Source organism: Streptomyces sp. DSM 106670, from assembly GCF_055792845.1.
In genome coordinates this window covers 7926275-7950649 of sequence record NZ_CM147704.1, presented here as the reverse complement: position 1 = coordinate 7950649, position 24375 = coordinate 7926275, and the positions used below count along the sequence as shown (strand labels likewise).

Here is a 24375-nt window from a genome sequence, read left to right as displayed (position 1 = left end):
GGATCCGGCACTGGCCGGATCCCCCTCGGGCCTGGTACGTCCGGTCAGCCACCGTCGCGCCCGCCGGCAGCGGGCGTGCTCGTGCCCTGCCGCCGCAGTACGGCGGCGAGACCGGCGGCCGTGCGGTGCCGGAAGACGTCGCGCGGGGCGGCCTCCCAGCCCCCGGCCCGCAGGACCCCGGCCAGCCGCACCGTGACGATGCTGTCGCCGCCGAGCGCGAAGAAGTCGTCGTCCGCACCGATCCTGGGCAGCGAGAGCACTTCGGCCATGGCGGCGCACACCGCGCTCTCCCGCTCCCCCGCGGGCTCCCGGCCGCCGACCGCCGCGCCGAAGTCCGGGGCGGGCAGCCGGTCCCGGTCCAGCTTGGCGTTGGCGGTCATGGGCAGCGTCTCCAGCAGCACGACCGCCGCCGGAACGAGGTGCGCGGGCAGCCGCTCGGCGAGCCAGGACCGCAGCGCGACCGGGTCGGGGGCGGTGCCCGGCCGGGGCACCGCGTACGCGACCAGGCGGCGCACCCCGTCGTCCTCCCGGGCGGTGACGACCGCGCGTGCCAGGTCCGGGTGGGCGGCGGCGACCGTCTCGATCTCGCCGGGCTCGATCCGGAAGCCCCGGATCTTCACCTGGTCGTCGACCCGGCCGAGGAACTCCACCGCCCCGTCCTCGGTCCAGCGCGCCAGGTCGCCGGTCCGGTAGAGGCGGCCGCCGTCGGCGGCGAACGGGTCCGCGACGAAGCGTGTCGCGGTGAGCGCGGCCCGGCCCCGGTAGCCACGGGCCAGACCGGCGCCCGCGAGGTACATCTCCCCCGGCACCCCCGGTGGCACCGGCCGCAGCCCCGCGTCCAGCAGGTACACCCGGGCGTTGTCGACCGGACGGCCGATCAACTGGCTCTCGCTGTCACGGACATGGGCGACCATCGCGTCCACGGTGCCCTCGGTGGGACCGTACAGGTTGACCACGTCGGTGCCGGGCAGCTCCCGCAGCCGGGCCCACTGGCTGTCGGGGACGGCCTCGCCGCCGACGCCGAGCAGCGGCAGCGGGCAGCTTCCGCCCTCGGTCAGCCCGGCCTGCTCCAACTGGGCGAGCACGGTGGGGGCGACCTCGATGAAGTCGATGGCGTGCTCCCGCAGATAGCGGTGCAGCTGCTCCGGGTCGCGCTGGATGTCCTCGGCCAGCACATGGACGCAGTGGCCGTGGAACATCCACAGCTGGGGCTGCCAGGAGGCGTCGAAGGAGAACGACCAGGCGTGCCCCACGTGCAGCCGGGACCGGCCGGTGCGCTCGACGACCGGCTCGTACAGGGCCCGGCGGTGACTGTGGAAGAGGTTGACGATGCCCCGATGGGTGATCACGACTCCCTTCGGGGTGCCGGTGGAGCCGGAGGTGTAGATGAGGTACGCCGGATTCTCCGGGCGCAGCGGCCGCAACCGGTCGGCGTCGGTGGGCGGTTGGGCGGACCGGGCGGCGAGCGCGGCCGCTGTCCCGGGGTCGTCGAGCAGCACGGTGGCCGGGTGCCCGGTCCGGCCGGCGAGGGCGGTGGTGGTGAGCAGGAGGGCGGGCGAGGCGTCGGCCAGCATGAACGCGAGCCGTTCGGCCGGGTAGTCGGGATCCAGCGGCAGATAGGCGGCTCCGGCCTGATGCACGGCCAGGACGCTGATGAGCATCTCCTCGGTGCGCGGGAGCATCAGGGCCACGAGGTCCTCGGGTCCGACGCCCCGGGCGATCAGTTCGTGGGCGAGGCGGGCGGCGCGCGCGGACACCTCGCGGAAGGTCAGGGCCGTGTCGCCGCAGACCAGGGCCGGGGCATCGGGGTCCGTGGCGGCGGCCTCGGCGAAGAGGTCCGGCAGGGTCCGGTCCGGGTGCGGCCGGGGGGCGGGGTTCCAGTCGTCGAGTACGCGGCGGCGCTCGGCCGGGTCGAGCGCCTGGAGGCGGTGGACGCGGGTGTCGGGGCGGCTGCTCACCTCGGCGAGCAGATGCACGAACCGGCCCAGCAGGGCGGCCGCCTCCTCAGGACCGAAGAGATCGGGCCGGTATTCCAGGGTGAGGTGACCGCCGGGGACGACGGCGAGGGTCAGCGGGTAGTGGGTGGCGTCGGTGTGCTCGCTGCCGGTGACGGCGAGTTCCCCGGACCGCTCCGCGCGGCGCAGCCCCTCCCCGTCGACGAAGTAGTTCTCGAACACCAGCAGGGTGTCGAAGAGTTCGCCCGCTCCGGTGCTCCGCTGGATGTCGGCCAGACCCACGTGCTGGTGGGCGGAGAGCTTCGCCTGCTCCGCCTGGAGCCGGGCCAGCGCCTGGCGTACGGTGCCGCCCGCGCGCAGGTCGACGCGGACCGGCAGGGTGTTGATGAAGAGGCCCGTCATGCTCTCGACCTCGTCGAGCTCCGGCGGCCGCCCGGAGACGGTGGCTCCGAGGACGACGTCCTCGCGGCCGGTGTGCCGGGCCAGCAGCAGCCCCCAGGCGAACTGCATCACCGTGTTGAGGGTGACGTCGGCGCTCCTGGCGAGCGACTGGAGGCGTTCGCGCAGCGCCTCGTCGAGCCGGTGCGGGATCCGGTCGGACAGGGCGGGACGCCTGCCGGGGTCGGCGGGGGCGATGAGGGTCGGCTCGCTGATCCCTTCCAGCGCCTCCCGCCAGGCGTCCTTCGCCGCCCGCTCGTCCTGGGCGGTGCGCCAGGCCAGGAAGTCCCTGAACGACCGGCGCGGGGCCGGGGGTTCGGCGGGGCCGGTGAGGGAGGCGTACAGCGACAGCAGTTCCTGGATCAGGACGGGCACGGACCAGCCGTCGAGGATCGCGTGGTGGTTGGTGACCAGCAGGGCGTGTTCCCGCTCCCCCAGGTGCGCCAGCCGCAGGCGCAGCAGCGGTGGCGCGGTGAGGTCGAAGGGCCGGGTGCGGTCGTCCTCGGCGAGGGCCCGCAGGGCGCCCTCGCGTACGTCGGCGGGCTCGGAGCTCAGGTCGTTCTCGGCCCAGTCGGGGGCGACGTCGTCGAGCACGATCTGTACGGGGCGGCCTCCCGCGTCGACGAAGGCGGTGCGCAGCCCGGGGTTGCGGTCGAGCAGTCCGGCGAGGGCCCGGCGCAGGGCGGCGGGGTCGAGCTCGCCGGTGAGACGCAGGGCGAGCTGCATGGTGTAGACGTCGAGGTCGTCGCCCGCCAGGTGGGTGAGGGCGTACAACCCTTCCTGGAGCGGGGTGAGCGGCCAGATGTCCTGGAGGGCGGGCCACCGTTCCCGGAGCGTGTCGAGCTGCCCCTGGTCCAGTCGTACGAGGGGGAAGTCGGACGGGGTGTGGACCGGGTCGGCCGGGGCGTCGGCGAGGCTGCGGAGCGCCTCGCACCACAGGTCCAGGAGGCGCTCGGCCCCCGGGGCGTCGAGGATGCCGGTGGCGTACGTCCAGCGGGTGGCGAGCCTGGGGCCTTCCGGGCCGTCGACCGTGGAGGAGATGATCTCCAGCGGGAAGAGCACCGGGACGGTGTTGCGGACCGGGCGCAGGGCGGGCAGCGCCTCCGGGGCGGGCGACCAGGCGGCCGGTTCGGCGTCGGCCGTGCCACCGGGGCCGGAGAAGCGGCCGAGGTGGTTGATCACGATCTCCGGGGTGCGGGAGGGGCCGGCCGGGTCGTCCAGGTGGTGCAGCAGCCCGTGCCCGATGCCCTGGTCGGGGGTCTCCCGCAGGTGTTCCTTGACGGCCATGAGCGCGCGGCGGGCCTCGTCGCCGGGTGATCCCGCCGGTGCGGGGAGGTCCGGTGCGACCGGGTACCAGCTGGTGAACCATCCGACGGTGGTGGACAGTTCGGCTCCCGGCACGACGCTCTCCTCGCGCCCGTGCCCCTCGACGGCGATCACGTCGCGCCCCGAGGGCTCGGCGCGTTCCTCGCGCCAGCGGGCGAGCGCGAGGGCGGCGGCCGCCACGAGGACGTCGTGGACAGAGCCGTGGACGGCGGCGGGAACACGGGTGATCAGGGCCAGGGTGAGGTCGGGGTCCAGGGTGCGTTCGAGGTGGGCGACGGTCTCCTGGGTGTCGCGGGCCGGGTCGAGGGGGCGGGCTCCGAGGGCGGGGGCGTCGCGCTCCTCGCGGGCCCGCCAGGCGGGGGCTTCGGCGCGGCGGGCCGGGGTGGTCGCGGCGTCGGCGAGGCCGAGGGCCCACTGCCGGAAGGAGGTGGAGTCGCCGGGCGGGGCGGGCGGGTTTCCGGCGAGGACGTCGTCGTGGGCGGTGGCGAGGTCGGCGGTGATGATCCGCCAGGAGACGCCGTCGACGGCGAGGTGGTGGATGACCAGCACCAGCCGTCCCGTACGTCCGGGGCCCCGGTCGCACCAGACGGCCCGCACCAACTGACCTTGCTCGGGGTTCAGTTGGTCGACGGCTTCGGCGGCCCTGGCGGCGGTCAGCCCGGCCGCCCGCTCGGCCGTCTCCTCCCCCGCGTCCACCGGGAGCAGCACCGGTTCGGCGGGCGGGTCCGTGGGTCCGGGGATGTGCAGGGCCTGTCGGCCGGGCTCGCCCACCAGGGCGGCCCGCAGCATCGGGTGACGGTCCATCAGCCTGCCGAGAGCGGCGGTCAGGGTGGCGTGGGTGGCCTCCGGCGGGGTGACGAGGTGGGCGTACTGGTGGAGTCCGTCGATCGGCCCGTGCTGGAGCGCCCACCGCATGATCGGGGTGAGCGGGGCCCGTCCGGCGGGGTCCAGCCGGGGCACGGCGACGGGTCCGGCGGTCGCGGCGGCACGGGCCAGGGCCGCCGGGGTCTTGTGCTCGAAGACGTCCCGGGGGGTGAGGGTCATCCCGGCCTTGCGGGCGCGGGCGACCAGTTGGATGGAGAGGATGCTGTCGCCGCCGAGGGCGAAGAAGCTGTCCTCGGCCCCGGCCGCCGGAATGCCGAGCAGCTCGGCGAAGAGCGCCGTGAGCACGGCCTCCCGGATGCCGCGCGGCGCGATGGCGGTGGCCGTGGCGGCGAGGTCGGGGGCGGGCAGGGCGGCGCGGTCGAGCTTCCCGCTGGGGGTGAGCGGCAGGGCGTCCAGGGCGATCAGGGCGGTGGGCACCATATGGTCGGGCAGCCGCCGGGCGATGCGTTCGGTGATCTCCCCGGTGTCGGGCGAGGCACCGGCGGCGGGGACGAGGTAGCCGGTGAGCACCGGCCGCCCGGGGGTGTCCTCGCGCAGGACGACGGCCGCGGCGGCGACCTGCCGGTCCTCCGCGATGACGGCCTCGATCTCGCCGAGTTCGACGCGCAGGCCGCGCAGCTTGATCTGGCCGTCGGTGCGGCCCACGTAGACCAGTGCGCCGTCCGCCCGCCGTCGTACGAGGTCGCCGGTGCGGTAGAGGCGTTCCCCGGGTGCGCCGAACGGGTGGGCGACGAAGCGGCCGGCGGTGAGGGCGGGCCGGCCGAGGTAGCCGCGGGCGAGTTGCGGGCCGCTGAGGTACAGCTCGCCGGTGACGCCGTCCGGGACGGGGCGCAGTCCGGCGTCGAGGACGTACGTACCGGTGTTGTGGACGGGGCGGCCGATGGGCACGGTCCCGTCCGGCTCCCCGGTGGCCTCCCAGGCGGTGACGTCGATGGCCGCTTCGGTGGGTCCGTACAGGTTGTGCAGGCTCGCGCCGGGCAGGACGCGGCGCACCGTCCGGGCCAGGGAGGCGGGCAGTGCCTCGCCGCTCGCGATGATCCGGCGCAGTCCGGTGCAGTCGGCGGCGCGGGGTTCGGCGGCGAAGGCGGCCAGCATGGAGGGGACGAAGTGCACGGTGGTGACGTGGTGCCGGATGATCGCCTCCGCGACCTCGGCGGGGTCGCGGTGGAGCCCGTCGGGCAGGACGACGAGGGCCGACCCGGTGAGCATCGGCAGGAAGAACTCCCATACGGAGACGTCGAATCCGGCCGGTGTCTTCTGCAGGACGCGGTCCTCGGCCGTGAACGGGAAGTGGCCGGCCATCCAGCGGAGCCGGTTGACGAGGGCCGTGTGGGTGATGACGACGGCCTTGGGGCGGCCGGTGGAGCCGGAGGTGTAGAGGACGTACGCGGCGTGCTCGGGGCGCAGCCCGGGGTGGACGCCGACGGCCGGGGCCGCGTCCTGTTCGGACCGTACGTCCGGGGCGTCCAGCTCCAGCACGGTGAGGCCGTCGGGGACGGGCAGCCGCTCCCGGAGCGCGGTGAGGGTGATCAGGAGGCGCGGGTCGGCGTCGCCGAGCATGTGGGCGACGCGTTCGGCCGGGTATTCCGGGTCGACGGGCACATAGGCTCCGCCCGCGCGCTGGACGGCGTGCAGGGCCACGACCAGGTCGGTGCTCCGGGGCAGGGCCACGGCGACCCGGGCCTCGGGTCCGACGCCCCGGTCCCGCAGGAGGGCGGCGAGCCGCCCCACGCGCCGGTCGAACTCCTCGTACGAGATGGTGTTCTCGCCGTCGATCAGGGCGGGGGCGGACGCCCGGGCCGCGTACCGCTCGGCGAGGAGATGCGGCAGGGACGCCTCCGGCAGGGGGTGTTCCGCGCCGGTGGAGGCCGCGAGCACCCGGGCCCGTTGCGGGGCGCTGAGCACGGCGGCCCGGTGGACGGGGAGTTCGGGGCGGGCGACCAGGGCGGTGAGGAGGGTGACGTAGCGGTCGGCCAGGGCCTGGGCGGTGGTGTGGTCGAACAGGCTGGTCTGGTAGATCAGCATGCCGTTGATGCCGGCCCCGTCGGGTCGCTCCGCGAGGGTGAACTGGAGGTCGAGCTTGGCGACTCCGGGGTCCGCGCTGACCGGGGTGACGTCGAGCCCCGGCAGGGTGAAGGTGTCCTCGGAGACGTTCTGGAAGACCAGCAGGACCTGGAAGAGCGGGTTGCGGGCGAGGGTGCGTTCCGGGGCGACGATGTCGACGAGCTGCTCGAAGGGCAGGTCGGCGTGGTCGAAGGCGGCCAGGTCGGCGTCCCGGACCCGGGCGAGCAGTTCGTGGAACGTGGGGCGGCCGCTCAGATCGGTGCGCAGGACCAGGGTGTTGACGAAGAAACCGATCAGATCGTCGAACTTCTCGTCGGTGCGCCCGGCGACCGGGGTGCCGAGCGGGATGTCGGTGCCCGCGCCGTGCGCGGAGAGGAGGACGGCCAGGGCCGCCTGGACCGCCATGAAGACGCTGGTGCCGTTGCGGGCGGCGAGGGTCCGCAGGTCCGCGTGGACCGCCGGGTCGACGGCGAAGGTGACGGTGGCCCCTTCGTGGGTCTCCTCGGCGGGGCGCGGGCGGTCGTACGGCAGGGCGAGTTCGTCGGGCGATCCGGCGAGCGTCCGCTGCCAGAAGGCGGCCTGGCGGGCGACCTGGCTGGTGGGGTCGGTCAGCTCGCCGAGGACGTCGCGCTGCCAGAGCGCGTAGTCGGCGTAGTCGACCGGAAGCGGCTGCCAGTCGGGGTCGGTGCCGGTGACGCGTGCGGTGTAGGCGGTGCGCAGATCGTCGACGAGGGGGCGCATCGACCATTCGTCGCCAGCGATGTGATGCAGCGTCAGCGCCAGGACGTGGTCGGTCTCGGTGCGCAGGAGCTGGGCCCTGAGCGGGATCTCCTCGATGATGTCGATGGGCTGGGTCACCCGGGCCCGCAGCGCCGCTTCGAGGTCCGCCTCGGCGACCTCGGCCACCTCGGCGAGGGCCCGGTCGCAGACTGCGCGGGCGCTCTCCTCCTCAAGGATGTACTGGTGGGGCAGCCCGTCCGCGTCCGGGTAGACGGTGCGCAGGCTCTCGTGGCGGGTGACGACGTCGCCGACGGCCGACCTCAGTGCCTCCCGGTCCAGCTCCCCGCCGAGGCGGACCACGATGAACAGGTTGTAGGTGGCGCTGGGTCCGTCGAGGCGGTGCAGGAACCACAGCCGGCTCTGCGCGAACGACAGCGGGATCGTCTCGCCGGGGCGGCGCTCCCGCCGTACGGGGGCGGTGCGGGCGACCGGGCGCGGCAGCACGGTCCGGGCGAGGGCGGCCGGGGTGGGGTGCTCGAAGATGTCGCGCAGGGCGACTTCGACGCCGAGGGTGGAGCGGAGCCGGTTGGCGAGCTGCATGGCGAGCAGCGAGTGTCCGCCGAGGTGGAAGAAGTCGTCGTCGGGTCCGGCGTGGGCGAGGCCGAGGACATCGGCGAAGAGCTCCCCGAGGACGGCCTCGCGGGCGTCCCTGGGCGCGCGGGCCCGCTCCCCTCCGGCGGCCTGGGGTGCGGGCAGGGCCGCCCGGTCGACCTTGCCGTTGGGGGTGAGGGGCAGGGCGGGCAGCTCCATGACGACCGAGGGCACGAGGTGCTCGGGCAGCCGTTCGGCGAGGTAGGGGCGCAGCCCGGTGGCGGTGCCGGTGACGTAGGCGACGAGGCGTACCGCGCCGCTCGGGTCGGGCAGGCCGACGACCACGGTGTCGGTGACCTCGGGGTGGGTGCGCAGGACGGTCTCGATCTCGCCGGGCTCGACGCGGTGGCCGCGGACCTTCAGCTGGTGGTCGGTGCGGCCGAGGACGGACAGGGTGCCGTCGTCCTGGAGGCGGGCCAGGTCGCCGGTGCGGTACATCCGGCTGCCGGGTGTGCCGTACGGGTCGGCGGTGAACCGGGCGGCGGTGAGCGCGCCCCGGCCGAGGTAGCCGCGGGCGAGCCCCGCGCCGCCGATGTACAGCTCGCCGGGGACGCCCGGGGGCACCGGCCGCAGCCAGGGGTCCAGGACGCGCAGGGTGGTGTTGTGCAGGGCGTGTCCGACGTGCGGGGCCCGGCCGTCGGGGGCGAGGTCGGCGACGGTGGACCAGATGGTGGTCTCGGTCGGCCCGTAGAGGTTGAGCAGCCGCGCTCCGCCGGTGGCGAGGCGTTCGGCGAGGTCGGCGGGGAGCGGTTCGCCGCCGCTCAGGACGCACAGCCCGGCCGGCAGCTCCGGTGCGGCGTCGATGATGCCGCGCCACAGGGACGGGGTGGCCTGGAGGTGGGTGGCTCGGGTGCGCTCGGCGAGGCCGGACAGCAGCAGCGGGTCGAGGACTTCCTCGCGCCGGGCGAGGATGACGGCGGCCCCGGTGACGAGGGGGACGAAGAGTTCCAGCGCCGCGATGTCGAAGCTGACGGTGGTGACGGCGAGGAGCCGGTGGCCCGGCCCGGATTCCAGGCTCTCCGCGACCGCGTCGAGGAGGTTGGCGAGGGCCCGGTGGGTGACGACGACACCCTTGGGGTTGCCGGTGGAGCCCGAGGTGTGGATGACGTACGCGGTCGCCTCGGGCGCGGGCGTGGTGCCGGGCAGTTCGGTGAGGGGGCCGTCGTACGGTCCCGGGGCCAGGACCGGGTGGTCGGGGCGGATCACCAGCAGCGGGTCGGAGTCCGCCAGGAGGTAGGCGACGCGGTCGGCCGGGAAGTCCGGGTCGACGGGGACGTACGCGGCTCCGGTGGCGGAGACCGCGAGCAGCACGGCGACCAGGTCGGCGCTCCGGGGCAGGGCGACGGCGATCAGCCGCTCGGGCCCGGCCCCGAGGTCGCGCAGCCGGCCGGCGACGGCGGTGACCCGGGCGGCGAGGTCGGCGTAGCTCCACTCCTCGTCGCCCGCGAGCAGCGCGGTCGCCTCGGGCGTCTCGGCGGCCCGGCGCAGGAAGCGTCCGGCGAGGCCGAGCGGGGTGACGGCGCGCGCGGGCCCGTCGAGGCGGGCCGGCTCGGCGAGGCCGGGCAGGACGGCGGCCGCGGTGGTGTCGGGGTGGTCGACGAGCTGTTCCAGGACGGCGAGCAGCTGGTCGCCGATGGTGGCGACCTGGTCGGCGGTGAGGAGTTCGGGGCGGTGGTCGAGGGCGAGCGCGAGGCGGTCGCGGCCGGGCAGGGCGACCAGGACCAGCGGATAGTGGGTGGCGTCGTGGCCGCGCGCCCCGGTGACGAGCAGTCCGGCCCGCTCCTCGGTGCGGCGCAACTCCTCCGCGTCGACCGGGAAGTTCTCGAAGAGGACGAGGGTGTCGAAGAGTTCGCGGTGTCCGGCGAGCCGCTGGAGCTCGGCGAGCGGCTCGTACTGATGGTCCATCAGCACGGCCTGCTGTGCGCCGAGTTGCTGTACGAGTGCGGCGATGCTCTGGTCGGGGCGCGGGGTGAGGCGGGTGGGCACGGTGTTGATGAACAGGCCGATCATGTCGTGCGAGCCGTCGAGGTCGGCGGGGCGTCCGGAGACGGTGACGCCGAACGTCACGTCGGTGCGGCCGGTGAGCCGGCCGAGCAGCAGGCCCCAGGCGCTCTGGAGCACGGTGCTGACGGTGACGTCGCGGGCGCGGGCGAAGGCCTGGACGCGGGCCACCAGGTCGTCGGGGAGCGGGATGTCGACGCGTTCGGGCGTGCCCGCGGGCATCGCGGCGGTTTCCGGGACGAGCCGGGTGGGGCCGTCGATCCCGGCGAGCGCTTCCTGCCACAGGCTCTGCGTCGTGGCGCGGTCGCGGTCCCGCAGCCAGAGCAGGTAGTCGCGGTAGGGGCGGGGCGCGGGTCCGGGCGTGCCCCGGTAGAGGGCGAGCAGGTCCTGTACGAGCAGCGGTCCCGACCAGCCGTCGAGAAGGATGTGGTGGGAGGTGACGGCGAGCAGGTGCCGGCGTTCGCCGAGCCGGACGAGGGTGAGCCGCAGCAGCGGCGGTGCGGTCAGGTCGAAGCCCTGCCGCCGGTCGGCCGCCAGGATGTTCTGCGCCCGGCCCTGTCGCCGCCCCTCGGTCAGCTCGGGTGAGGTGAGGTCGTAGGCGTGTACGGGGATCTCGGCCTCGGCCGGGATCACCTGGAGCGGGTCGGCTCCCCGGCGGCCGTGGAATCCGGCCCGGAGGTTGGGGTGGCGGGCCAGGAGGGCGCGTCCGGCGCGGCGCAGCCGCTCGGGGTCGAGGTCGCCCTCGATGTCCAGGGCGGTCTGGGTGGTGTAGACGTCGGGCCCGTCGCCCTCCGCGCCGAAGCCGGTGAGGAAGTACAGCCCGGCCTGGAGCGGGGAGAGCGGCAGCAGGTCGGCGAGCGGGGCGCGGGCCTCCAGGGCGTCGATCTCCGGCTGGTCGACCTCGACGAGCGGGAAGTCGCCGGGGGTGTGTCCGCCGGCCGCCGGATCGTCCAGGAGTCGGCCGAGGGTCTGCAGGGCGGTGGCCCAGAGGGCGGCGAGGTGCTCGACCTCCGCGGTCTCCAGCAGCCGCCCGGGAAAGCTGAAGCCGGCCTGGAGGACGGGCCCTCGGGGGCCGTCCACGACGGAGGCGTTGAGCGTGAGGGTGTGCGAGGCGGGCAGCGCGTCGTCCGCTCCGCCGCCCAGCGATCCGGTCAGGGCCGGGCTCCAGGGGGCGGGCGGGCCGGACCGGCCGGTCGTGCCGGAACTCCCGAAGCGGCCCAGGTAGTTGTAGGCGATGCGCGGCTCGGGCAGGGCGGCGAGGGTGTCGCGCAGTTCGGGACGCAGATGGCGCAGCAGGCCGAAGCCGAGACCGTGGTCGGGTGCGGCCCCCAGCTGTTCCTTGATCCGCTTGACCGCGCCCGTGAGCTCGTCGCCGCTCGACCGGCCGAGGCCGCCCAGTCCGCCGAGGTCCAGGCGTACGGGATGGACGGCGGTGAACCAGCCGACGGTGCGCGACAGTTCGGCCTCGGGCACCAGGTGGTCGGCGCGTCCATGGCCCTCGATGTCGACGAGGACCGGTTCGGTGTCGCCGCGCCAGGCGGCCAGCGCGAGGGCGAGCGCGGTGACGAGGAAGGCGTCGGGGCCCGTGTGGAAGCGTTCGGGCAGGCCGGTGAGGAGGGGCAGGGTGTGCTCGGGTGCGAGTTCGACGGGGACCGTCGTCACGGTGGCGAGGGTGTCCCGGTCCGGGTCGAGGGCGGGCAGGGCCACTCCCCCGTCGCCGAGGACCGCGGTCCAGTGCGCGGCCTCGTCGGCCCGTGCGGGCTCTTGCGCGGCCTGTTCCAGGCCCTGCGCCCAGTCGGCGAAGGAGGTTTCCACCGGCGGGAGTTCGACGGTACGGCCGTGGCGTGCGGCTTCGAGGGAGGTGGCGAGGTCCTGGGTGAGGATGCGCCAGGAGACCCCGTCGACGACCGCGTGGTGGATGAGCAGGGCGAGCAGCCCGCCCCGGTCGGGCCCGGCGTCCAGCCAGACGGCCCGGACCATGGTTCCGGCGTACGGGTCGAGCTGCCGGGCGGCCTCGCGGGCCCGGGCGCGCAGGGTGGGCAGCAGCTCCTCGTCGGCGGTCTCGACGCCGTCGATCCGGGTCAGCGGCGTCGGCCCGGAGGCGTCGCCGGGGGCGGGGATCTCCAGGGTGCGGTCGGTGAGCCGGGCCCGCAGGACGTCGTGGTGGTCGAGGACGCGCTCCAGTCCGGCGGTGAGCTGTTCGGCGGTCGCTCCGGCCGGGGTGTGCAGGATGGTGGACTGGTGGTAGTCGGCGATGGGCCCGCCGCGTTCCACGAGCCGGCGCAGGATCGGGGTGAGGGGGGCGCTGCGCGCGGTGCGTTCGACGGGGGCGGCGGTGTCGTCCACCGTGCGGGCGAGGGCGGCGAGTTGTTCGACCGTACGCCGTTCGAAGACATCGCGGGGGCTCAGGCGCAGGCCCCGGCGGCGGGCGGCCCCGACGAGCTGGATGGCGGAGATGGAGTCGCCGCCGAGAGCGAAGAAGCTTTCCTCGACGCCGACTTCGGCCAGGTGGAGGATCTCGGCGAAGAGGGCGGCGAGCTCCTTCTCCCGGTCGGTGCGGGGTGCGGTGCCGCCGCCGGTAGCGGTGAAGTCGGGGGCGGGCAGGGCCGATCGGTCGGTCTTGTTGGCGGCGGTGAGCGGCAGCGCGTCGAGCAGGACGACGGCCGCGGGGACCATGTGGTCGGGCAGGGTCTCGGCGGCCCAGGCGATGAGGTCCGCCGGCCGGGGGTCGCCGCCCGGGGCGGGGACGGCGTGGGCGACGAGGCGGCGGACGCCCCGGTGGTCGGTGTGGCCGGTGACGACGGCCTGGGCGAGGCCGGGGTGGGCGGTGAGGCGGGCCTCGACCTCGCCGGGCTCCACGCGGAAGCCGCGGATCTTCAGCTGGTGGTCGGTGCGGCCCGCGTACTCCAGCTCGCCGCGTTCGTTCCAGCGGGCCAGGTCGCCGGTGCGGTACATCCGGGTGCCGGGCTCCCCGAACGGGTCGGCGACGAAGCGGTCGGCGGTGATCGTCGGGCGGCCGAGGTAGCCGCGGGCGAGGCCGGGGCCGCCGATGTACAGCTCGCCCAGGACGCCGGGGGCGACCGGGCGCAGGGCGCTGTCGAGGACGTAGGCGCGCTTGTTGACGTCCGGAGGGCCGATCGGCACGGGTCCGCCGGTCCACTCGGCCGGGACCTCCCAGGTGGCGGAGTTCACCACGGCCTCGGTGGGACCGTAGGCGTTGAACAGCCGGTGCCGGCTCGCCCAGGCGCGGACGACCTCGGGGGGCAGTGCCTCGGTGCCGACGATGAGGGTCATGCCGTCGGGCAGGGAGGCGTCGAGCGGCAGGGAGGCGACGACGGTCGGCGGGATCACGGCCAGGGTGACGGCGGCCCGGTTCAGGAAGCCGGCGAGCGGCGCCCCGGCGCGCTCCTCCTCCGGGACGATCACCAGAGTGGCCCCGGAGAACAGGGAGTTGGCGAGTTCGCAGAAGGTGACGTCGTAGCTGGGCGACGCGAACTGGGTGACCCGGTCGCCGGGCCCGGTGGCGAAGCAGGCGTTGGCCCAGGCGATGAGGTCGACGAGCGGCCGGTGTTCGACGAGGACGCCCTTGGGCCGGCCGGTGGAGCCGGAGGTGTAGATGAGGTACGCGCCGTGGTGCAGCCGCAGCGGGGCCCGGCGGTCGGCGTCGGTGGGGTTGTGGTCGGGCAGGCCGTCGGGCAGCCGGTCGGTCGTGATGACGGTCGTGCCGCCGGACCAGGCGGTGTGGTCGGTGCCGGAGTGGGCGAGGACGACCGTGGCCCCGCTGTCGGCGATGAGGCCGGTGAGGCGTTCGGCGGGCTGGTCCGGGTCGAGCGGGGCGAAGACGCCGCCCGCCTTGCCGACGGCGAGCTGCGCCACGTACACCTCGGCTCCCCGGCGCAGGGCGACGCCGACGATGTCCTCGGGGCCGACGCCCGCCGCGATCAGGGCGTGGGCGAGCCGGTTGGCGCGGGTGTTCAGCTCGGCGTACGTGAGGACGCGTCCGGAGTCGTCGACGGCGGGCACTGCGGGGTGTGCGGCCGCCTGCCGTTCGAAGAGCACGGGCAGGGTGGCGGGCTCCACGTCGACGGTGTCGGCGTTGAAGGTGCGCAGCACCCGGTGGCGTTCCTCGGTGGTGAGGAGGTCGGTGCGGGGCAGCGGGCGGTGCGGATCGGCGGTGAACTCCTCGACGGCGCGGCGCAGTCGGGCGGCGACCCGCGCAGCGTCGGCCTCGCTCAGGGCGTCGGCACGGTAGCGCAGGCGCAGGACGGGGCCCGTGTCGGGACCGGGGGCGGCGACCAGGGTGAGCGGGTAGTGGGTGGCGTCCCGGCCGGTGACGGCTTCGACGCGCAGCCCGGCGAACTCCTTCGCCTCGGCGGCCGGGTGCTCGTCGGCCCCGGTGTCGACGAGGTAGTTCTCGAACACGCACAGGGTGTCGAACAGCGGGCCGCCGGTGTCGGTGAGCTTCTGGATCCGGGCGAGCGCGACATGGTGGTGTGCCAGGAGCGCGGCCTGTTCGGCGGCGGTGCGCCGGACGAGTGCGGCGAGCGTCTCGTCGTGCCGGATCCGGACCCGTACCGGCAGGGTGTTGATGAAGAGCCCCACCATGGACTCGGCCCCGGCCAGCTCGGCGGGCCTGCCGGAGACGGTGGTGCCCGACACGATGTCCTGACGCCCGGTCATATCGGCCAGGACGAGGGACCACAGGGTCTGTACGACGACGGGCACGGTGACGTCCAGCGCCCGGGCGGCGGCGACCAGCGCCACGCCGGCGCCGGGGGCCAGCTCCACGTCCTGCGCGGCCGGTTCGGCCTGCGGCTGCCCGTCCAGGCCGGGTGCGACGACGGTCGGCCCGTCCAGGCCGGCCAGCGCCTCGCTCCAGGCGTGCTCGTCGGCAGCGGTGTCCTGGGCGGCGGCCCAGGCCAGATAGTCGCGGTACGGGCGGACCTCGGGCAGTGCGGTGGGCGCGCCGTCGGCGGCGTACAGGGCGAAGAGCTCCTGGACGACCCGGGCGGTGGACCAGCCGTCCAGCAGCAGGTGGTGGTGGGTGAACAGCAGCCGGTGGCGTTCGGGGGCCAGCCGGATCGCGGTGAAGCGGATCAGCGGCGGCCGGGCCAGGTCGAAGCGGGTGTGCCGGTCGGCGTCGGTGAGCCGGAGCACCCGCCGGTCGCGTTCGGCGGGGTCGAGGCCGCAGAGGTCGGCGTCCTGCCAGGGGATGTCCACCCTGTGCGGGACGACAGTCACCGGGTCGCCGTTGCGGCGGGTGCGGAAGGCGGCCTTGAGGTTGGGGTGCCGCCTCAGGAGGGCTTCGGCGGCGCGGCGCAGGCGGTCCGTGTCGAGCGGTCCCGTCAGGTCCAGGCCGAGCTGCACGTTGTAGACGTCCAGCGCGCTGTCGTCGTAGGACGACAGGAAGTAGAGCCCCTGTTGGAGCGGGGACAGCGGGAGTATGTCCTGCAGTCCCTGGGGTGCGCCGGTCACGTGGTCCTCCACTCGTCTTCGAACTCATCGATTTCGTCCTGGCTCAGCGACAGCAGGCCGAGGTCGGACGGGGTGTGCCCGGCGGCCCCGGTGCGGGCGGCCGCCACCAGGGTTTCCAGGGCGGTGCGCCACCAGCGGTCCAGGACCGCGATCTCCTCGTCGCTCACGAGCCGGCTCGCGTGGTGCCAGCCGACGGAGAGCTCGGTGCCCGAGGGGCGGCGCAGCGCGGTGATGTCGAGGTCCACCGCGGTGTGGACGCCGAGCGCGGGAGCCGGACGCCATACGGCGGCCGACTCGGGGCTCGGGGTCCAGGGTTCGGGTGCGGCGGCGTCACTCTCGCCGACGTCGTAGCGGCCCAGGTAGTTGAAGCCGGTCAGGGGTTCGGGGCGGGCGGCGAGCACGGTCCCGGAATCGGCGTCCAGATGGCGCAGTTGGCCGTAGCCGATGCCGTGGCCGGGGACGGCGCGCAGCTGCTCCTTGATCTGCTTGAGGAACCGTCCGGCCGCGTCCGGGTCGGCGATGACGGCGTCGGGACCGGCTTCCGTGAGGCGCGCCCGGAACGGGTACTGGCTGGTGAACCAGCCCACCGTCCGTGCGGGGGCGGCGACTTCGGGGAGTGCCGCGTCACGGCCGTGTCCTTCGAGCAGCACGAGAGCGCCGTTTTCGCCGCGCCAGCGGCTGTGGGCGAGGAGATACGCGGTGAGCAGGACGTCCTGTTCGGTGCAGTGGAACGCCGCGGTCACCTCATTCAGGGCGGGCTCGGCCAGGTCGGCGGCGACGATGGTGGTCAGCCGGTGGACGGTGTCCGGGGTGTCGGTCGCGGGATCGGGATCCCGGCCGTACGGGGCGGGACCGGGATCGCCCAGCACCTCGCTCCAGTACGGGAGTTCGGTGCGCCGGTCGGCGGCGTTCGCGGTGAGGGCCCGGGACCAGGTGCGGAAGGAGGTCTCCACCGGGGGCAGCGGTGCGTCCGGGTCGGCGCACAGCTGGGCGAGGTCGGGGAGCAGGATCCGCCAGGACACCGCGTCGACCACCAGGTGGTGGGCGACGAGCAGCAGCCGTCCGGGGTCCCCGTCGCCGGGGTCGAGGAAGGCGGCGCGCAGCATTCGGCCGGTGTGCGGGTCGAGTTCGCCGACTGCGGTACGTGAAGCGTCGGTGATCGCGGCTGTGAGGGACGTGCCCGCGTGCGCTTCCACGTGGCGTAGTGCGTCGTCGCCGAGGGCCGGGTCCTCGGGGACGTACAGCGTCCACGCGTCGCCCTGTTCGCCCTGTTCGCTCTCCAGCCGGGCGGCGAGGACGGGGTGGTGGGCGACGAGACGCGCCAGTGCCCGGCGCAGCCGCTCGGCGGTGAGCCCGGGCGGGGTCGTCACCAGGAGGGACTGGTGGAAGGTGCGGTGGTCGCCGCCGCGCCGGCGGAGCGCGTGCATGACGGGGGTGAGCGGGACGGGCCCGGCCCCCGGGTCGTGGACCAGGGCGGCGGCCTCCTCGCGCCGGGCCGCCCGGGCGAGGGCGGACACCGTGCGCTGCTCGAAGACGTCGCGGGGGCTGATCACGAGGCCGCGCCGCCGGGCGGCGCTGACCAGCACGATGGAGGTGATGCTGTCGCCGCCGAGGCCGAAGAAGCTGTCGTGCCGTCCGACGGCGGGCACCTTCAGCAGGTCGGCGATGAGTTCGGCGATGATCTCCTCGGTCGCGTCCTGCGGCAGCCCCCCTCCTGTCGGGTCCGTGACGGCGGGCGCGGGGAGCGCGGAGCGGTCCACCTTGCCGCTCACGGTGAGCGGGAAACGGTCCAGGACGACGACGTCGGACGGCACGAGAGCCCCGGGCAGCAGGCCTGCGCTGTGCGCGATCAGATCGGCGGGCGTCGGCGGCGTGGACGGGTCGTCGGGGGTGACGTAGCCGACGAGGCGGGCGGCTCCGGGCAGGTCGTCGCGTACGAGGACGAGCGCGTCCCGGACGCCCGGACGGCCGAGCAGGGCGGTGCGCACCTCCGCCGGTTCGATCCGTACACCGCGCAGCTTCACCTGGTCGTCGGCGCGGCGCAGATACTCCAGCTCGCCGTGTGCGTTCCAGCGGGCCAGGTCGCCGGTGCGGTACAGCCGCTCCCCCGGTGCGCCGAACAGGTCGGCGACGAAGCGTTCGGCGGTCTGTGCCGGCCGGCCGAGATAGCCGAGCGCCAACTGCTTCCCGCCCAGATACAGTTCGCCGCTCACCCCGGGCGGTACGGGCCGCAGGGCCGCGTCCAGGACGTAGGCGCGGGTGCCGGCTCCCGGTGCGCCGAGCGGGACGAGGGGCTGTTCACCGGGCACGGCGGTGCGGGCGGTGACGTCGACGGCCGCCTCCGTCGGCCCGTACTGGTTGACGACGGGCGCGGCGAACACCTCGGCGCAGCGCCGCACCAGCTCGTCGGTGAGGGCTTCGCCGCCGCTGAAGATCCATCGCAGCGAGGTGCAGTGCGCCGCCTCGGGTTCGGCGGCGAACAGGGCGAGCATCGAGGGCACGAAGTGGACCGCGTGGACGCCGTGTTCGCGGATCAGCCGGGCGAGGTGGGCGGGGTCGCGGTGGCCGTCGGGTCCGGCGAGGACGACGGCTGCTCCGGTGAGCAGCGGTCCGGTCAGCTCCCAGACGGAGACGTCGAAGCCGGGGGCGGCCTTCGCCAGCATGCGGTCGCCCGGTCCGAGGGGGAAGCGCCGCCGGTTCCAGGCGAGCCGGTTGGCGAGCGCCCCGTGCGGCACGACGACGGCCTTGGGGCGGCCGGTGGAGCCGGAGGTGTGCAGGATGTACGCGGGCTGCGCGGGATGGGGTTCGGCGGGGGCGGGACCGGCGGGGGCCGCCGGGCGCGGGTCGTCGAGCAGCAGGACCGGCCGGTCGAACCCGTCGGGCAGCAGGCCCCGGTGGGCGCGGTCGGTGAGGAGCACCTTGGGCGGGTTGTCGCCGAGCATGGCGGCGAGCCGGGCGGCCGGATGGTCCGGGTCCAGCGGCAGATACGCGCCGCCCGCCTGGAGCACGGCGTGCGCGGCGGTGACCAGCTCCGTCGAGCGGGGCAGGAGTACGGCGACGGGTTCGCCGCGGCTCACCCCGTGCTCGCGGAGGAGGGCGGCGAGCGACCGGGCGTCGTCGAGGAGTTCGCCGTACCGGACGGTGCGGTCGCCGTCCATCACGGCGGGGGCGTCGGGTGCGAGCGCGGCCCGCTCGGCGAACTCCCGGGCGATGGATGGCGGTTGTACGGGCTCCTCGGCGCTGTTCCAGGTGGTGAGGAGCTGGTGCTGTTCGGCGTCGGTGAGCAGTCGGCAGCCGCCGACGGGCCGGTCGGGCCGCTCCGCGAAGGTGGCCAGGACGCGTCCGTACCAGTCGGCGATCCTGCGTACCGTCGTCTCGTCGAAGAGCCCGGTGCGGTAGGTGATGCCGCCGTTCAACGCACCGTCGGCTCCCGGTTCCTGGACCAGGGTGACGGTGAGGTCGAACTTGGCGGTGCGGGTGTGCACCGCGACGGGTTCGCTGGCCAGGCCCCCGAGTTCCGGTCCTTCGGCGGTGCGGGTCTGGTAGTTCAGCATGACCTGGAACAACGGGTGGCGTTCCAGGGAGCGTTCGACGTCCAGCAGGTCCACCAGCCGTTCGAAGGGGACGTCGGCGTGGTCGAGTGCGTCGAGCGTGGCGGCCCTGGCGCGGGCCACGAGTTGGGCGGGGGTCGGGTCGCCGCCGACGTCGGTGCGCAGGACGAGGGTGTTGACGAAGAAGCCGACGAGGTCGTGCACGGCTGCGTCGTCGCGCCCTGCGACGAGGGTTCCCACGGGCACGTCGTCGGTGCCGCCGATCCGGTGGAGCAGAACGGCGAGCGCCGCGTGGGCGACCATGAACGGGGTCGCGCCGGTGCGCGAGGCGAGCCGCCGCAGCCCGGCGGTGACCTCGGCGGAGAGTCCGAACGTGACGATGCCTCCGTCGTGGCCGGTGTCCGGCCGGCGCGGCCGGTCCAGCGGGAGGGGCAGTTCGGCCGGGAGTCCGGCCAGCTGGTCCTTCCAGTAGCCGGCCTGTCGGCCGATCTCGCTGTCCTCGTCGCTCTCGTCGCCGAGCAGTTCCCGCTGCCGCAGGGTGTGGTCGGCGTACTGGAGGGGCAGCGGCGCCCACGCGGGGGCCCGGCCCTCGGAGCGGGCGGCGAGGGCGGTGGCCAGGTCGTCGAGGAGCGGGCGCACCGACCACTCGTCACCGGCGATGTGGTGCAGGACGAGGAGCAGCACATCGTGGTGCGCGCCGGTGCCGCCTTCCGGGGCCACCCGGAAGAGTCCGGCGCGCAGCGGTGTCTCCCGGTCCAGGGCGAAGGGCACGCCCGCGGCCTCGGACAGCGCGGCGTCCAGGGCGTCCGGCGTGACCGTGCGGACGGTGAGGGGTACGGGGGCGTCGCCCGGGTCGAGGATGTGCTGCACGGCGCGGCCCTCGCGCTCGGGGAACACCGTGCGCAGCACCTCGTGGCGGGCGGTGAGGTCAGCGAGGGCCGACTCCAGCGCCGGTGCGTCGAGCGTTCCGGCGAGCCGGAGGGCGATGGGCACGTTGTAGGCGGCGGTGGGTTCCCCCTCAAGCCGGTGGAGGAACCAGAGGCGTTGCTGGGCGGCGGAGAGCGGCGGTTCGGCGGGGCGCGGCCGGTCGACGGGCGGCACCGGCCGGGCGATCCCGCGTGGTCCGCGCAGCAGGGCTGCGGTGGCCGCCGGGGTGCGGGCGGTGAACAGGTCGCCGACGGACAGCTCCGCGTCGAGGGGCGCCCGGGCCCGGCCCACCAGGCTCATGGCGGACAGCGAGTGCCCGCCGCGCTCGAAGAAGTCCTCGTGCGGGCCGAAGCCGGGCAGCCCGAGGGCGTCGGCGAAGAGCCGGCAGAGCAGTTCGGTGCGCTGGTCGTGCGGCGGCCGGTGGCCGGGGCCCGCCGGGGCTGCGGCCTCCGGGGCGGGCAGCGCGGCGCGGTCGATCTTGCCGTTCTCGGTGAGGGGGAACGCCTCGACGGCGACGATGCGGGCCGGCAGCTGGTAGTCGGGCAGCCGGGCGGCGAGGCGTCGGCGCAGTGCCTCGGGGTCCAGGGCGGTGTCCGGTTCGGGGACGGCGTAGCCGACGAGGGCGGGGCCGCCCGGGAGGTCGGTGCGCAGGACCACGGCGGCGCGGGCGACGCCCGGTTCGGCGAGGAGGGCCGCCTCGCTCTCGCCGGGCTCGACGCGGTGGCCGCGCAGTTTGATCTGGTCGTCGGTGCGGCCGAGGAAGTCCAGGGCCCCGTCGGGCCGGATACGCACCAGGTCGCCGGTGCGGTACAGCCGCTCCCCCGGCTGCCCGTGGGGGTCGGCGACGAAGCGTTCGGCGGTGAGCCCGGGGCGGCCGTGGTAGCCGCGGGCGAGGCCGGCTCCGCCGATGTACAGCTCGCCGGGGGTGCCGGGCAGGGCGGGGCGCAGGGCGCTGTCGAGCACCCGGAGGGTCATCCCGTCGAGCGGCCGTCCGATGGGCAGCGGGCCGCCGTCGGACGTGTCGGGGCCGAGGGGGTGGGCGGTGGCGAAGGTGGTGGTCTCGGTGGGTCCGTAGCCGTTGACGACCCGCAGGTGCGGGGCGGCGGCGCGGGCGGCGGCAACGGCTCCGGGGGCCACGATGTCGCCGCCGGTCCACACCTCGCGCAGGGCGGTGAAGGTCTTGGGGGCGTCCTGGGCGAGGAGGGCGAACAGCCCGGCGGTGAACCAGGCGCTGTCCGCTCCCCCGCCCCGGCCCGCACCGCCCGTCAGCAGCTCGTGCCAGCGGGCCGGATCGAGGGGTGCGTCGGGGGCGAGGACGAGTTCGCCGCCGCGCAGCAGGGTGCCCCACACCTCGTGGGTGGCGGCGTCGAAGGAGTGCGGCGAGTGGACGAGGACCCGCCGGTGGGCGTCGCCGGTGAACCGGCTGTCCGCGGCGAGGGCGAGGACCGCGCTCTCGGGGACGGCGACGCCCTTGGGTTCGCCGGTGGAGCCGGAGGTGTACATCACATAGGCGAGCCGGTCGGGGGCGGCGGCCGCCGGGCGCGTACCGCCCGGCCCGGCCGAGGTGTCTTCGACCGGCGGGTGCAGCACGGTTACGGGGCCGTACGCGTCGGTGTCGGCGCCGGGGCGGCAGACCAGGGCGACCGCGTCGGCCGTTCCGAGAACGGTGCGGATGCGTTCGGCGGGCCATTCGGGGTGCAGCGGCAGATAGGCGGCTCCGGCCCAGGCCACGGCGAGTTCGGTGACGACCAGGTCCACGGAGCGCGGCAGCAGCAGCGCCACCACGCTCTCGGGCCCGGCTCCTGCCGCCCGCAGCCGGTCCGCGAACCGGCTTGCCCGAGCGACGAGTTGCCCGTACGTCACCGGTCGCCCGTCGTCGAGCGGGCGTACGGCGACGGTGTCCGGGCGTTCGGCGGCGACGGCCGCGACCGTGCCGGCGCAGCTCAGGGTGGCGGGTACGCCCGGCCGGCCGGTGAGTCCGGCCGGGGCCTCCGGCGCGAGGTCCACCTGACCGGCGGGCAGCTCCGGCCGGTGGGCGAGGTGGTCCAGGGCGCGGGTCAGCCGGTCGAGGACGGCCCGGGCGGCCGGGGCGTCGTAGAGGTCGGGGCGGTGCTTGAGGACGAGCCGCAGCCGGCCGCCCTGGAGGGTGATCGCGAGGGTCAGCGGGTAGTGGGTGGCGTCCCGCCCGCCGACGCCGCGTACGTCGAGCCCGGCGGCGCGTTCGCTGCCGGTGAGCGCCTCGTCGTCGAAGGGGTAGTTCTCGAACACGGTCATGGTGTCCAGCAGCGCGGGCAGGCCGACGAGTCGCTGGATGTCGGCGAGGCCGAGGTGCTGGTGGTCGAGCAGGGCGACCTGGCGGGCGTGCAGGTCGGCGACCGCGTCCCCCAGGGAGCGGGCGGGCGCGGTCCGTACCCGGGTGGGCAGGGTGTTGACGAAGAGCCCCAGCATCCCTTCCACGCCGTCGAGTTCGGCGGGCCGGCCGGAGACCGCGCTGCCGAAGACCACGTCGTCGCGTCCGGTGAGCCGGGCCAGGACGAGTCCCCAGCCGGTCTGGACGACGGTGTTCAGGGTGGTGCCGGTGGTGCGGGCGCGGTCCTGGAGCGCGGCGGTGAGGGCCGGGTCGAGAACGGTCGCGGTCTCCTCGGGGACCTGGGCGGCGGCCGGGGTGCCGTCGGGGGCGGTGAGGGTGGGTTCGGTGATGCCGTCCAGGGCGGTCCGCCAGGCGGCTTCGGCGGCCGGCCGGTCGCGGTCGCCGAGCCATCGCGCGTAGTCGGCGAAGGGGCGTCGGCGGACCGCGGGGCGTCCGGCGTAGGCGTCGAACAGGTCGGTGAGCAGGAGCGGCGCGGACCAGCCGTCGAGCAGCAGATGGTGGCTGGTGAACAGCAGCCGCCACCGGTCGTCGGCGGTGCGGATCAGGGTGAAGCGCAGCAACGGCGGCCGGTCCGGGTCGAAGGGCCGGGTGCGGTCGTCGGCGACCAGGGCGGTGAGGCCGTCGGGGCGGGTCGGGCCGTCGGAGGCCAGGGCGTCGGCGCGCAGGTCGTGCTCGGTCCACTCGGGCGGGGCGTCGGCGGTCGTGTACTGCACCAGGCGGCCGGTGGTGAGGCGGCGGAATCCGGCGCGGAGGTTGGCGTGCCGGTCCACGACGGCGCGTGCGGCGTCGCGCAGACGGCCGGGGTCGAGCGGCCCGGTGAGCTCCAGTTCCAGCTGGACGACGTAGGGATCGGTACCGGTCTCCTCCGTCAACGCGTGGTAGGCGAGGCCGTGCTGAAGGGGTGTCAGGGGCAGTACGCCGTCGAGTGCGGGGATCGCCGCTTCGAGTTCGGTGATCTCGTGCTGGTCGAGGGTGACCGGGAAGTCGGCGGGGCTGTGTCCGGCGAAGCCGGGTTCGTCGCGGCGGTGGACGAGTTCGGTGAGGGCGGCGGTGAACCGGTCGGCGAGGGTGCGGATCCGGTCCGCGTCGATGAGGTCGCTCGCGTACGTCCAGCGCACGGTGAGGACGGGACCTTCGGGGCCGTCCAGGGTGGAGGCGTTGAGGTCCAGGACGTGCCCGTCGAGGAGGACCGGCTGCGGTCCCGGGTGGACCGCGTCGGACTCGGGTGCGGGAACCCAGTGCCCGTCCGGGGTGTCGGCGGTGAAGCGGCCCAGGTAGTTGAAGGCGACCTGGGCCCCGCTGGCGGCCTGCCCGTGCAGCGCCCCGTAGCCGGTGCCCCGGCCGGGAACGGCCGCGAGCCGGTCGCGGACCCGCTTGACGTCCTGGCCGACCGTTCCGGTGCCGGGGTCCAGGCGGACGGGGTACTGGGTGGTGAACCAGCCGACGGTGCGGGAGAGATCGGCTCCGGGGGCCAGCTCCTCGTGGCGGCCGTGGGATTCCAGGTCGACCAGGACCGGGGAGTCGCCGCCGACGGCGTGGACGAGCGCGGCCAGGAGGAGTTCGTCGGGGCGGGCGTGGAAGGCGGCGGCGGTGGCGGTGAGCAGCGGGCCGGTGAGGCCGGGGGCCAGTTCGGTGCGCAGTTCGCCCGGGGTGTGCGGGGTGTTCGCCGTGTCGTGGGGGGCGAGCGGGGCGGGCGGGTCCGCCAGGACGCCGGACCAGTGGGGCCGCTCGGCGGCGAAGCGCTCGGTGTCGCCGTGGAGCGCGCCCGTCCAGTGGGCGAAGGAGGTGTCGGGCCTGGCCGGCGGTGTTCCGGTGGTGACGGCGTGCGCGAGGTCGGGCAGCAGGATGCGCCAGGACACGCCGTCCACGGCGAGGTGGTGGACGATCAGCAGCAGCCGGGCGTCCCGGCCCGGCCCGCGCGGGAACCAGACGGCACGCACCAACACGCCCTGATCCGGGTCGAGTTCGGTGGCCCGGGCGCGTGACTGGGTGGCGACGGCGCGGCGCAGTT

At 75.2% G+C, this 24375-nt stretch carries 2 protein-coding genes (1 of these 2 running past the window's edge); both read right to left on the bottom strand.

Going from position 1 to position 24375, the window contains the following annotated elements; genetic code table 11:
• Positions 1–44: 44 nt before the first annotated feature.
• Positions 45–15515, bottom strand: a complete 15471-nt coding sequence (locus tag ACSMXR_RS34985; RefSeq protein WP_473170771.1) for an amino acid adenylation domain-containing protein — start codon at positions 15513–15515, stop codon at positions 45–47.
• Positions 15512–24375: the 3' portion of a non-ribosomal peptide synthetase gene (locus ACSMXR_RS34980; RefSeq protein ID WP_473170770.1), read on the bottom strand. It continues 6724 nt past the right edge of the window; only the last 8864 of its 15588 coding nucleotides appear in the window; its start codon lies beyond the right edge, outside the window; its stop codon occupies positions 15512–15514. The genes ACSMXR_RS34985 and ACSMXR_RS34980 overlap by 4 nt, the downstream gene beginning before the upstream one ends.